Consider the following 11,463-nt stretch of genomic DNA (forward strand, 5'->3'; position numbering starts at 1 on the left):
GTGCGCGCCTTGGCGGAAAGGGCGGGCGGGGTCAAGCCTGTCCGTGTCCATTCACCCCCTGTATCCCCGTTCTCGACCATCCGCCGGCGCTCCCCGCCGCCGGCGCACCCACCCCGACCGTCAGTTCGCCCAGGCGGCGTCGTCGAGGTGCAGTTCCGCGGCGGGGCGGCTGCCCCAGTCGTCGAGCTTCGCGCGGCCGGCGAGCCACAGGCGGCGCGTCGGGCCGGCGGCGAGCAGTGCCTGGCCGAGCGGGGGTGTCGGCGGCGCGAAAGGCCATCGCCTTCAGGCTGCGGCCATCGTCGCCGGCCACGATCGCGCGGACATGGCCGTTGCCGACCACATCGACCTTGATCGCGCGCACGGGGCCGATCGCGATCCGCGGCGAGGGCCAGCCGGTGCCATAGGGGCCGCCCGCCTCCAGCGCGGCCACCAGGTCGGGGGTGACCCCGCCGGGCGCGAGCACCGAATCGACCAGCAGCGCGCGGCCCGCCATCGCCGTCTCCACCGCCGCGGCGAGCCGCTGGTCGAGGAAGTCGGCCAAGGCGGCGACGCGGTCGGCCGCGATGGTCAGCCCCGCCGCCATCGCATGACCGCCGCCCGCGACGAGCAGCCCATGCTCCTTCGCCGCCAGCACCGCGGCGCCGAGATCGACCCCGGTGATCGAGCGGCCCGAACCCTTGCCGATGCCGTTGTCGTCCAGCGCGATCACGATGGCGGGGCGGCCGAGTTTCTCCTTCAGCCGCCCGGCGACGATCCCGATCACGCCGGGGTGCCAGCCCTGTCCCGCGACGACGCAGACCGCACGACGCTCGCACAGCATCGTCTCCGCGCCTTCCTGCACCATCGCCTCGATCGCGCGGCGTTCCTCGTTCAGCCGGTCGAGCTCGGTGGCGAGCGCGCGCGCCTCGGCCGGGTCGGTGGTGGTGAGCAGGCGCACGCCCAGGTCGGCGCGCCCGACGCGGCCGCCGGCGTTGATCCGCGGGCCGAGTGCGAAGCCCAGGTCGCTGGCGGTCGGCGCGCGCGTCAGCCGCGCGGCCTCCGCCAGCGCGGCGAGCCCGATGTTGCCGCGCCGCGCCATCACCTTCAGCCCCTGCGCCACGAAGGCGCGGTTGAGCCCGCGCAACTGCGCCACGTCCGCCACCGTGCCGAGCGCGACGAGGTCGAGCAGGTCGAGCAGCTTCGGCTCCGCGCGGTCTGCGAACCAGCCGCGCCGTCGCAGCTCGCGCACCAGCGCGGTGCCGAGCAGGAAGGCGACGCCGACCGCGGCGAGATGGCCGTGCGCGGCGGCATCGGCCGCTTCGTCGAGGCGATTGGGGTTCACCACCGCATGCGCGCGCGGCAGCTGCGTCGCGCATTGGTGGTGATCGACGACGATGACGTCGGCACGCGCCTCCGCCAGTGCGTCGAACGCCTGCGCGCCGCAGTCGACGGTGACGATCAGCGTCGCCCCCTCCGCCGCCAGCCGTTCCAGCGCGAGGGCATTGGGGCCATAGCCCTCGGTCATGCGATCGGGGATATAGACGCGCGCGTCGCGCCCCAGCGCGCGCAGCAGCAGGACGAGGACCGCGGACGAGGTCGCACCGTCGACATCATAGTCGCCGAAGATCGCGACCTGCTCGCCCCGTATCACCGCATCGGCCAGTCGCGCGGCGGCGGCGTCCATGTCGCGGAAGATCGAGGGATCGGGCATGAAGCCGCGGATCGACGGCGCGCGATGCGCCTCCAGCGCGTCGCGCGGGCAGCCGCGCGCCAGCAGCAGCTGCGTCACCAGATCGTCGGGGGTGAAGCCGTCGCGCTGGTCGTCGGCCAGCGCACGCCACCGCCACGGCTGGCCCAGGATCGAGCGGTCGATGTCGAGGACGTGGCGCATCGCGACGTCATAATCGGCCGCGCAGCGCACGTCACGCCTGCGAATATTTTTGCTCATGTGATGTTGTAACATGCGTGTGGCGCGACTAATTGAGCGCCATGCCGCGCCCCGCCGCCTCGTCCGACACGCCGAGTCGCCTCGATCGCTGGGCGATGTGGGTGTCGGCGGCGTGCGTCGTACATTGTCTGGCGACGACGATGGCGGTGGCGGCGCTGTCCGCGGCCGGCGGCATCCTGGGCAGCCCGCTGATCCACGAGGCGGGGCTGGTGATCGCGATCCTTCTGGGCGCGATCGCGTTCGGCCGCGGGATCGCGACGCACGGCCGCGCGCTGCCGATGGCGCTGGGGACGATCGGGCTGGCGCTGATGGCATCGGCGCTGCTGGTATCGCACGAGGCGCATCATCTGGCGGAGACGGGGCTGACCATCCTGGGTGTGTCGGTGCTGGCGCTGGGCCATGCGGTCAACCGGCGCGCGCATTGCTGATCGCGGGGCGTCGTTCCGGGGCGGGTTGCCGCGCGGGGTGAGGCACATTAAATTTCGTCCATGGGGCATCACGGGCATCACGAACCGCAAGGCGAGGCGCTGTTGACCGCGGCGCAGGCGGCGCTGGAGCGATCGGGCGAGCAATGGACCGCGATGCGGCGCGACGTGTTCGCGGCGCTGACCGCGTTCGAGAAGCCCGCCTCCGCCTATGACATTGCGGAGGCGATGTCCGCGGCGCAGGGGCGGCGGATCGCGGCCAACAGCATCTATCGCATCCTCGACCTGTTCGTCGCCGCCAATCTGGCGCAGCGGGTGGAGAGCGCCAACGCCTATGTCGTCAACGCGCATCCCGGCTGCCGCCACGACTGCATCTTCCTGGTGTGCGACGGCTGCGGGCGAACGACGCATGTCGACGACGATCGGGTGACCGATGCGCTGCGCCATACCGCCAGCGCCGCCGGCTTCGCGCCCGAGCGCCCGGTGATTGAGGTGCGCGGGCGTTGCGCGGAGTGTCGCGCGGCCGCGGCGGCGTGACCACGCGGGGGCGCACCTCGCGCGGCGCCTGAACCCTGCTCCGGCGTGGCATCAGTCGTGACATTTCCGCGCGCGTAACATTCGACATGCTGATCTTGCTCAGCTATCCCGGCACGATGGCCAATGCCCCCGATACGCCGCTGCTCGACACCGTCGCGACCCCCGCCGACCTGCGCCGCCTGAAGCCGGAGGAGCTGCGCCAGCTCGCCGACGAGCTGCGGCAGGAGACGATTTCCGCGGTCGGCACCACCGGCGGGCACCTGGGATCGGGGCTGGGCGTGGTCGAGCTGACCACCGCGATCCACTATGTCTTCGACACGCCGCGCGACCGGCTGATCTGGGACGTCGGGCATCAATGCTATCCGCACAAGATCCTGACCGGGCGGCGCGATCGCATCCGCACGCTGCGGCAGGGCGGGGGGCTGAGCGGCTTCACCAAGCGCAGCGAGAGCGAATACGATCCGTTCGGCGCGGCGCACAGCTCGACTTCGATCTCCGCCGCGCTGGGGGTTCGCCACCGCCAACAAGCTGTCGGGCGCGCCGGGCAAGGCGATCGCGGTGATCGGCGACGGTGCGATGTCCGCGGGCATGGCCTATGAGGCGATGAACAATGCGGAGGCCGCGGGCAACCGGCTGGTCGTGATCCTGAACGACAACGACATGTCGATCGCGCCGCCGGTGGGCGGGCTGTCGGCCTATCTGTCGCGGATCGTGTCGAGCCGCGAATTCCTGGGCGTGCGCGAGCTGATGAAGAAGTTCGCGCGCCGTCTGCCGCGCCCGTTCCACGCCGCCGCGCGCAAGACTGACGAGTTCGCGCGCGGGATGACGATGGGCGGCACGTTGTTCGAGGAGCTGGGCTTCTATTACGTCGGACCGATCGACGGGCATAACCTCGACCATCTGATCCCGGTGCTGGAGAATGTACGCGACGCGGAGGAAGGCCCGATCCTGGTCCATGTCGTGACCAAGAAGGGCAAGGGCTATGCCCCCGCGGAGGCGTCCGCGGACAAATATCACGGCGTGCAGAAGTTCGACGTCATCACCGGCGCGCAGGCGAAGGCGCCGCCGGGGCCGCCCGCCTATCAGAACGTGTTCGGTGAGGCGCTGGCCAAAGCGGCGGACGCGGACCCGCGCATCTGCGCGATCACCGCGGCGATGCCGTCGGGCACCGGACTGGACAAGTTCGCCGCGGCGCATCCCGACCGCTTTTTCGACGTGGGCATCGCGGAGCAGCATGCGGTCACCTTCGCCGCCGGGCTGGCGGCGCAGGGGATGCGGCCGTTCTGCGCGATCTATTCGACGTTCCTTCAGCGTGCCTATGACCAAGTGGTGCATGACGTCGCGATCCAGAACCTGCCGGTGCGGTTCGCGATCGATCGCGCCGGGCTGGTGGGCGCGGATGGCGCGACGCATGCGGGCAGTTTCGATGTCACCTATCTGGCGACGCTCCCCAATTTCGTCGTGATGGCGCCCTCGGACGAGGCCGAGCTGGTGCATATGGTGCACACCTGCGTCGAGCATGACAGCGGGCCGATCGCGGTACGCTATCCGCGCGGCGGCGGCACCGGCGTGGCGCTGCCGACGACGCCGGAACGGCTGGAGATCGGCAAGGGCCGCGTCGTGCGCGAGGGCAAGTCGGTCGCGATCCTGTCGCTCGGCACCCGGCTGGAGGAGGCGATGAAGGCCGCCGACGCGCTGGACGCCAAGGGGCTGTCGACCACGGTCGCCGATTTGCGCTTTGCCAAGCCGCTGGACGAGGCGCTGATCCGCCGTTTGCTGACCACGCACGAGGTGGCGGTGACGATCGAGGAGAATGCCGTCGGTGGTCTGGGCGCGCATGTGCTGACGATGGCGTCGGACGCGGGGCTGACCGATGCGGGGCTGAAGATCCGCACGATGCGGCTGCCCGACCTGTTCCAGGATCAGGACAAGCCCGAGATCCAATATGCGCAGGCGCGGCTGGATGCCGACGCGATCGTCGACACGGTGCTGACCGCGCTACGCTACAACGAAGCGGGCGCCGTCGCGCGCGCGTGACCGGCCCAGATGACGGGATGGGAGAAGGTGGGCGCGCTCACCGCTTTGTACGCGGTGGGGATGCTGTACGCCAATTACGCGATGCTGCGCCGGGTGAAGGGCGCGGTGGCGGCGCGGGCGGCGTGGACCGCGGCCGATTTCGACGCGGTGTTCGCGGCATGTGATCCGCGGGTGGCGCCGGCGGTGCGCGATGTGCTGGCGCCATGGTATGGCGAGGGCGTGGTGCCGCGGCCGGAGGATACGCTCAAGCGCTTCCTGAAGATGGATCGCGGCGACGTGGACGATACGGTCGCGGCGACGCGCGCGCGGCTGGGGCTGGCGGCGGCGGTGGAGCCGACGCCCGACCTGCCGGATGTCGCGGCACTGGTGCGGTATGTGGCTTCGATCACCCCGGACGTGACCCGGCAGCCCGCTCTTTCCGCGGCGGTGGGGCAGTAAGCGGGACCCCGGCTCAAGGCCGGGGTGACGGTTCCCCCGTCATGCCGGGCTCGCCCCGGCATCCATGGTGCCGCGCACGCTGACGCCGCCTCGTTCGCGGAACCCTGGACCCCGGGTCAAGCCCGGGGTGACGGAGTGGGTGGGGCACGGCTTATATCCGCAACTCGCCCCGCGGTTGTCCCGGCGTGGCCAGGATCGCACGCGCGTCACCGGGCGACCGTGCCTCGCCATGCGGACCGCCGGCCGCGGCGATGACGCGGTCGAGCAGTTCCAGCCCCTCGGGCCAGCGGCCCAGTCCGCTCGCGGCGTTCACATGCCCGTGCGGGCCGTGGTCGACGAAATGGCTGCCCCAGTCGACCGCCAGGCTGTGCGCACGCTCGGTCGTGATCCAGGGATCGTCGCTCGACGCCACCACGATCGAGGGGAAGGGCAGGGGCTGTTTGGGCACGCCCGCGAACGGCGCCAGTTCCGCCGCGACGCCATCGCGATCCACATCGGCGGGCGCGACCAGCAGCGCGCCCGCGACCGGCCAGCCATAGGGTTGCGGGCTGAACGACGCCCACCATGCGACCGCGATGCAGCCGAGGCTGTGCGCCACCAGGATCACCGGCGCGCGCGCCGCGGCCACCGCCTGGTCGATCTTCGTCACCCAGGTGTTGCGATGCGGACGGTCCCACATCCCCAGCTCGATGCGCGCCGTGTCGGGACGGCTCGCCTCCCACAATGTCTGCCAATGCGCGGGTCCCGAGCCGCCAAGCCCGGGAACGGTCAGGACGGTCGGTTGAACCGACAGGTCGAACGCGGCATGTCCCATGACGTACCTCCTGTTCGTGGTTCCCCGGCCCGGGAACGGGCAGGGGGCGAGGCCGCGGCTCACAGTCTAGGGGTCGGTCACGCCGCGGCCTCTGATGCCGGATGTATATCCCACCTATCGAGTGGACAATCGTGCAGCGCAGCAATTGACGTGAGATGTGCCCGGCAAAAGACGAACCGAAATCTTGCGATTTGGCACGCTTGTGGCGATAGCGCTGTCATGGCGAAGCAGCGTGTCGATCAGATGCTGGTGGATCGTGGCCTCGCCGAATCGCGCACCCGCGCGCAGGCGCTGGTGATGGCCGGGCTGGTCTTCGCGGGCGAGCGCAAGATCGACAAGCCGGGGCAGGCGATCGCCGACGACGTGGCGCTGGAGGTGCGCGGGCGCGACCATCCCTGGGTCTCGCGCGGTGGCATCAAGCTGGCGCACGGTCTCGACCATTTCGCGTGGGATGTGGCGGGTGCGGTCGCGATCGACGTCGGCTCCTCCACCGGGGGCTTCACCGACGTGCTGCTGACCCGCGGCGCGGCACGCGTCTATGCGGTCGACAGCGGCACCAACCAGCTCGCGTGGAAGCTGCGGCAGGACGCGCGCGTCGTCGTCCACGAACAGACCAGCGCCCGCATCCTGACGCCCGCGCATATCCCCGAGCCGATCGACCTGGTGGTGTGCGACGCCAGCTTCATCGGGCTGGCCAAGGTGCTGGAGGTGCCCTTGTCGTTCGTGCGCGCGGGCGGCCGCGCGATGGCGCTGATCAAGCCGCAGTTCGAGGCGGGGCGTGCCGAGGTGGGGAAGGGCGGCGTCGTCCGCGACGACGCGATCCGTGCCCGCGTCTGTGCCGAGGTCGCGACCTGGTTCGCCGCGGGCGGCTGGCGCGTGGAGGGGGTCGTCGAAAGCCCGATCACTGGGCCTGAGGGAAATGTCGAATATCTGATCGCCGCGCATCGTGATTGAAACATGCGCGGGGCAGGACGCGTGCGACGTTTGCGTGCGTCGCGACGTTGCGCCATGACGGTAACATAGATCGAGGGGGGTTCGGGACATTGGGCACGGTGGCGTCGAAGGGTCAGTTGCGGATGTCGTTCCTCCGGTGGGCCGCGGTGGCGGTGCCGCTGGTGCTGTTGCTGGGGTTCCTGTCGGGCCGCACGGTGCCGTCGGGCAGCGAGAACGGCTGGTATGTCGCGCTGGCCAAGCCCGCGCTGACGCCGCCGGGGATCGTCTTCCCGATCGCCTGGTCGCTGCTGTACATCATGCTGGGCCTCGCGCTGGCGCTGGTGCTGTCGGCGCGCGGCGCACGGCTGCGCTGGCTGGCGGTGGCGCTGTTCGCCGCGCAACTGGCGTGCAACCTTGCCTGGACGCCGCTGTTCTTCGGAGCGCACAAGGTTCAGGCCGCGCTGCTGCTGATCGTCGCGATCCTGGGGTTGACGATCCTCACCACCTTCGTCTTCGCGCAGATCCGGCGCGTGGCGGCGTGGCTGATGGTGCCCTATATGATCTGGCTCGGCTTCGCGGGCGTGCTGACGTGGCGGATCGGCCAGCTCAACCCCGATGCGGAACGGCTTGTGCGCCCGGCCGCGGCGTCCCAGATGATCGGCTGACGCGCATTCATTGACGAAGGACACGACCATGCAATCCGAGAACCATCTGTTCGGCGACGTCGCCAAGCTGCTGAACGGGGCCGCGGGGACGCTGGCGGGCGTCGGGCGCGAGGCGGAGGCGAGTGCGCGGGCGCGCGCGCGCGAGTGGATCGGCGGGCTGGACTTCGTCGCGCGCGACGAGTTCGAGGTGGTCAAGGCGATCGCGATCGCGGCGCGCGACGAGGCCGATGCGCTGCGTGCGCGGGTGGACGCGCTGGAGGCGGCGCTGGCCGCGCGCGCCGCGGATGCGAACGCGGGCTGACGCACGCCTGCTTTTCGTGCGATAGAGACGATCATGCTCGACCATGCCGATACCGATGCGGAGCCCGACGCACCGCTGGACATGCTGGAATCCTATTTCATGGCGCACGGCTGGCCGTGCGAACGCCATGACGAGGAGATCACCGCATCGGTGAAGGGCAGCTGGACCGAATATGAGCTGCGCGCGCTGTGGCGCGAGGAGGACGGTGTCCTCCAGTTCCTCGCCTTTCCCGACGTGAAGGTGGCGGACAACCGCCGCGGGCGCATCCACGAGACGCTGGCACTGGTCAACGAGCAGCTGTGGATGGGCCATTTCGAACTATGGTCGTCCAGCGGCATCCTGCTGTACCGCAATGCGACCGTGATCGACCAGCGCGACGGCGAGGCGACGATGTCGCTGGCGACCGCGGAGCTGCTGGTCGAATCCGCGCTCGACGAATGCGAGCGCTTCTATCCCGTGTTCCAGTTCGTGCTGTGGGGCGGCAAGTCGCCCGCGGAGGCGATCGCCGCGGCGATGGTCGAGACGCAGGGCGAGGCCTGACTCGACGATGCGGTTATGGATGATCGGCTGCGGCAACATGGGATCGGCCATGTTGCGGCGCTGGGTGGAAAGCGGCGTGGTGCGCGCGCAGGACGTCGACGTGGTCAACCGCGGCGATCGCGCGCTGCCCGATGGCGTGCGGCAGGCGCGCGACCTGCCCGACGGCGCGCTGCCCGATGTCGTCGTGCTGGGGATCAAGCCGCAGCAGCTGGGCGAGGTCGCGGCGCGCTACGCCGATCGCATCGCGGGCGCGCCGCTGCTGGTGTCGATGCTGGCGGGCGCCGATCCCGCCGCGCTGTCGGCGGCGTTTCCGGGACCGGTGGCGATCCAGACCATGCCGAACCTGCCGGTCGAGCTGGGGCGGGGCGTGGTCGCGATCCATGCGCCGGATGCGCCTGCCGATGCGCGCGCCGCGGTCGACCGGCTGATGGCGCCGTTGGGGCTGGTCGAGTGGTTCGACCATCCGGCGCGCTTCGCCGCGGCCGGTGCGCTGTCGGGGACGGGGCCGGCGTTCCTCTTCCGTATGATCGATGCGCTCGCGGCGGGGGGCGTGGCGCTGGGCCTGTCGCCGGCGGAGGCGGATGCGGTGGCGCTCGCGACGGTCGAGGGCGCCGCCGCGATGGCTGCGACGAGCGACCGCTCGCCGGGCGCGCTCGCCGACGCGGTGGCGAGCCCCGGCGGGATGACGCGCGCGGGCCTCAACGTGCTTGATGAGGGTCGCGCGTTGGCGACGCTGTTCGAGCGCACGCTGCAGGCCGTCGCGCACCGCGGCGCGGAAATGGCGGCGGCGAACAAATAGAAGTCGCCTCGGCAAGTCCGGTGCTCCTGCGAAGGCAGGAACCCAGGGTTGTCGGCTCCATCAGGGGTTGCTTTGCTTGACCCCGTGCTCCTGCCTTCGCAGGAGCACGGCGTGGGGGGGGGCGCGTGTCGGTCAGTTCACCCGCCGTTGCGCAGCGCCTCCACCCGCGGCATCTCCTCCGCCGGGATCAGCCCCTCCAGCACCGCCCAGAACCCGCTCACCGCGCCCTGGCCCGCGCGCGAATAGGCCGCCGACAGCCGCTCGCGCAGCGCGTCGTACAGCCCCGTCTCCAGCTCCACCCCCGCCGGCGTCAGCCGCAGCAGCCGCTGCCGCCGGTCGCGCTCGCCCGGGCGCGTCTCCACCAGCCCGCGGTCGATCAGCTCGTTGAGCACCCGCCCCAGCGACTGTTTCGTGATCGCCAGCAGCGCCAGCAGGTCGCTGACCGGCATGTCCGGCTTGCGTGCGATGAAATACAGCGCACGGTGGTGCGCGCGCCCCAGCCCCTGCCGCGCCAGCCCGCGATCGATCGACCGGGTGATGTGGCTGTTGCCGAAATAGAGCAGCTCGATGCCCCGGCGAATCTCGGATTCGCGCAGGAAGAGCGGCGAGGCGGAGGGGGTTGTGGCAGCCATGTTGACCGGCTTTGCCATCGGCCCTAGTCCACCGCAACCCGGCAAAGGGCGCCCCGCCCGATCCGCCGCCGATCCATTGGAGGTCCCGTGACTTTCGCGTTCGAACCGCATCCGTCCCCCGTCCCCGCCAGCGAGCGGGAAGCGCGGCTGGTCGATCCGGGCTTCGGCCGCGTGTTCACCGATCACATGGCGGTGCTCCATTGGTCGGAGGCGCAAGGCTGGCACGACGCGCGCATCACGCAGCGTGTACCGCTGACGATGGATCCCGCCTCCTCGGTGCTGCACTATGCGCAGGAGATCTTCGAGGGGCTGAAGGCCTATCGGCTGGAGGATGGCGGGCTGGCGCTGTTCCGCCCGGAGGCGAATGCGCGCCGGTTGCAGGATTCGGCGCGCCGTCTCGCCATGCCGGAACTGCCCGAGGAACTGTTCCTCGCATCGGTCGAGCAACTGGTGCTGACCGAGCGCGACTGGATGCCGACGCTGGAGGGCGGATCGCTGTACCTGCGCCCGTTCATGATCGCGTCGGAAGCGTTCCTGGGCGTGAAGCCGTCGGCGGAATATCTCTATATGGTGCTCGCCTCGTCGGTCGGCGCCTATTGGAAGGGCGGCGCGCGCGCGGTGTCGCTGTGGGTCAGCCACGATTACACCCGCGCTGCGCCCGGCGGCACGGGGGCTGCCAAGTGCGGCGGCAATTACGCCACCAGCCTGGTCGCGCAGCAGGAGGCGATCCGCCGCGGCTGCGACCAGGTCGTGTTCCTCGACGCGGCCGAGCGCCGCTGGATCGAGGAACTGGGCGGCATGAACATCTTCTTCGTGTTCGACGACGGCTCGATCCAGACCCCGCCGCTGACCGGCACGATCCTGCCCGGGATCACGCGCGATTCGATCCTGCGGCTGGCGCGCGACGAAGGGCTGGTGGTGCGCGAGGAACCCTATGCGATCGACCAGTGGCGCGCCGACGCCGCGAGTGGGCGGCTGGTGGAGAGCTTCGCCTGCGGCACCGCCGCGGTGGTGACCCCGATCGGCCGCGCCGCCGGCCCGGACTATGAGTTCACGATCGGCAGCGGCGCGACCGGCCAGCTGACCGCGCGCTTCCTCGACCGCCTGAGCGCGATCCAGCGCGGCCGCGCGCCGGATCCCTATGGCTGGCTGCGTCGTATCGGTTGAACCTTTCCCCGCGCGCCGCTAAGCGCGCAGGCCTGCTGGGGCGTCGCCAAGCGGTAAGGCAACGGTTTTTGGTACCGTCATACGCAGGTTCGAATCCTGCCGCCCCAGCCAGTAAGCCAGCCCTTCCGGCATTGTCGCTCTGTCATACAGAATGATGAGTACTGCTGCGCCGGCGTTTGCCCGCGCCACGCCGTCCCTTCTGAATAGAAGCGCTTACCGCTGCTCACCATCACGCGTGGTCTGTCCGA

At 70.6% G+C, this 11,463-nt stretch carries 11 protein-coding genes, 1 tRNA gene and 2 pseudogenes; 11 read left to right on the top strand and 3 right to left on the bottom strand.

What is annotated here, in order from left to right; all coding sequences use genetic code 11:
* Positions 1-120: 120 nt before the first annotated feature.
* Positions 121-1,870, bottom strand: a pseudogene (gene recJ / locus PGN14_RS14955) (single-stranded-DNA-specific exonuclease RecJ).
* Positions 1,871-1,968: 98 nt separating this feature from the next.
* On the opposite strand from recJ, the gene PGN14_RS14960 reads away from it, so the two are divergent.
* The 4 genes and pseudogenes from PGN14_RS14960 to PGN14_RS14975 all read left to right on the top strand — a co-directional run bounded on the left by PGN14_RS14960 (position 1,969) and on the right by PGN14_RS14975 (position 5,364).
* A complete protein-coding gene (locus tag PGN14_RS14960) occupies positions 1,969-2,355 on the top strand; it encodes a MerC domain-containing protein (protein ID WP_335300381.1) in 387 nt (128 codons plus the stop codon).
* Between the two features lie 60 nt (positions 2,356-2,415).
* Positions 2,416-2,889 (top strand): Fur family transcriptional regulator, encoded by a 474-nt coding sequence (locus PGN14_RS14965; protein WP_335300382.1) that lies wholly within the window; start codon positions 2,416-2,418, stop codon positions 2,887-2,889.
* Positions 2,890-3,005: 116 nt separating this feature from the next.
* A pseudogene (dxs, locus tag PGN14_RS14970) lies at positions 3,006-4,926 on the top strand (1-deoxy-D-xylulose-5-phosphate synthase).
* A gap of 9 nt (positions 4,927-4,935) precedes the next feature.
* Complete coding sequence (locus PGN14_RS14975; protein ID WP_335300383.1) at positions 4,936-5,364, top strand: hypothetical protein; 429 nt, start codon at positions 4,936-4,938, stop codon at positions 5,362-5,364.
* Positions 5,365-5,515: 151 nt separating this feature from the next.
* Here PGN14_RS14975 and PGN14_RS14980 read toward each other — a convergent pair whose 3' ends face one another.
* The gene (locus tag PGN14_RS14980) at positions 5,516-6,178 is read right to left on the bottom strand and encodes an RBBP9/YdeN family alpha/beta hydrolase (protein ID WP_335300384.1); all 663 of its coding nucleotides are present in this window, start codon (positions 6,176-6,178) and stop codon (positions 5,516-5,518) included.
* A 219-nt stretch (positions 6,179-6,397) separates the two neighbouring features.
* On the opposite strand from PGN14_RS14980, the gene PGN14_RS14985 reads away from it, so the two are divergent.
* The 5 genes from PGN14_RS14985 (at position 6,398) to PGN14_RS15005 (ending at position 9,416) form a co-directional block, all read left to right on the top strand.
* Complete coding sequence (locus tag PGN14_RS14985) at positions 6,398-7,132, top strand: TlyA family RNA methyltransferase (protein ID WP_335300385.1); 735 nt, start codon at positions 6,398-6,400, stop codon at positions 7,130-7,132.
* Between the two features lie 122 nt (positions 7,133-7,254).
* Positions 7,255-7,776, top strand: a complete 522-nt coding sequence (locus tag PGN14_RS14990; protein ID WP_335300386.1) for a TspO/MBR family protein — start codon at positions 7,255-7,257, stop codon at positions 7,774-7,776.
* Positions 7,777-7,804: 28 nt separating this feature from the next.
* Positions 7,805-8,077, top strand: coding sequence for an accessory factor UbiK family protein (locus PGN14_RS14995; RefSeq protein ID WP_335300387.1), 273 nt, complete (start codon positions 7,805-7,807; stop codon positions 8,075-8,077).
* A gap of 33 nt (positions 8,078-8,110) precedes the next feature.
* The gene (locus PGN14_RS15000; RefSeq protein ID WP_335300388.1) at positions 8,111-8,617 is read left to right on the top strand and encodes a YbjN domain-containing protein; all 507 of its coding nucleotides are present in this window, start codon (positions 8,111-8,113) and stop codon (positions 8,615-8,617) included.
* A gap of 7 nt (positions 8,618-8,624) precedes the next feature.
* Complete coding sequence (locus PGN14_RS15005; RefSeq protein WP_443019526.1) at positions 8,625-9,416, top strand: pyrroline-5-carboxylate reductase family protein; 792 nt, start codon at positions 8,625-8,627, stop codon at positions 9,414-9,416.
* A 137-nt stretch (positions 9,417-9,553) separates the two neighbouring features.
* On the opposite strand, the gene PGN14_RS15010 is transcribed toward PGN14_RS15005, so the two are convergent.
* Complete coding sequence (locus tag PGN14_RS15010; protein ID WP_335300389.1) at positions 9,554-10,048, bottom strand: MarR family transcriptional regulator; 495 nt, start codon at positions 10,046-10,048, stop codon at positions 9,554-9,556.
* Between the two features lie 87 nt (positions 10,049-10,135).
* Here PGN14_RS15010 and PGN14_RS15015 point away from each other — a divergent pair, with 87 nt between their 5' ends.
* Together PGN14_RS15015 and PGN14_RS15020 are read left to right on the top strand one after the other, a co-directional pair.
* Complete coding sequence (locus tag PGN14_RS15015) at positions 10,136-11,215, top strand: branched-chain amino acid aminotransferase (protein WP_335300390.1); 1,080 nt, start codon at positions 10,136-10,138, stop codon at positions 11,213-11,215.
* A 36-nt stretch (positions 11,216-11,251) separates the two neighbouring features.
* Positions 11,252-11,326: transfer RNA gene (locus PGN14_RS15020), tRNA-Gln, on the top strand.
* Positions 11,327-11,463: the final 137 nt, after the last annotated feature.

It is taken from the genome of Sphingomonas adhaesiva, assembly GCF_036946305.1.
Lineage (GTDB): Bacteria > Pseudomonadota > Alphaproteobacteria > Sphingomonadales > Sphingomonadaceae > Sphingomonas > Sphingomonas adhaesiva_B.

Bases quoted from the DNA above. Each gene is read 5' to 3' on its own strand.
- PGN14_RS14965 (WP_335300382.1), top strand. From the start codon at position 2,416: ATGGGGCATCACGGGCATCACGAACCGCAAGGCGAGGCGCTGTTGACC.
- PGN14_RS14960 (WP_335300381.1), top strand. From the start codon at position 1,969: ATGCCGCGCCCCGCCGCCTCGTCCGACACGCCGAGTCGCCTCGATCGC.
- PGN14_RS14985 (WP_335300385.1), top strand. From the start codon at position 6,398: ATGGCGAAGCAGCGTGTCGATCAGATGCTGGTGGATCGTGGCCTCGCC.
- PGN14_RS15005 (WP_443019526.1), top strand. From the start codon at position 8,625: ATGCGGTTATGGATGATCGGCTGCGGCAACATGGGATCGGCCATGTTG.
- PGN14_RS15010 (WP_335300389.1), bottom strand. From the start codon at position 10,048: ATGGCTGCCACAACCCCCTCCGCCTCGCCGCTCTTCCTGCGCGAATCC.
- PGN14_RS14990 (WP_335300386.1), top strand. From the start codon at position 7,255: ATGTCGTTCCTCCGGTGGGCCGCGGTGGCGGTGCCGCTGGTGCTGTTG.
- PGN14_RS14995 (WP_335300387.1), top strand. From the start codon at position 7,805: ATGCAATCCGAGAACCATCTGTTCGGCGACGTCGCCAAGCTGCTGAAC.
- PGN14_RS14980 (WP_335300384.1), bottom strand. From the start codon at position 6,178: ATGGGACATGCCGCGTTCGACCTGTCGGTTCAACCGACCGTCCTGACC.
- PGN14_RS14975 (WP_335300383.1), top strand. From the start codon at position 4,936: ATGACGGGATGGGAGAAGGTGGGCGCGCTCACCGCTTTGTACGCGGTG.
- PGN14_RS15000 (WP_335300388.1), top strand. From the start codon at position 8,111: ATGCTCGACCATGCCGATACCGATGCGGAGCCCGACGCACCGCTGGAC.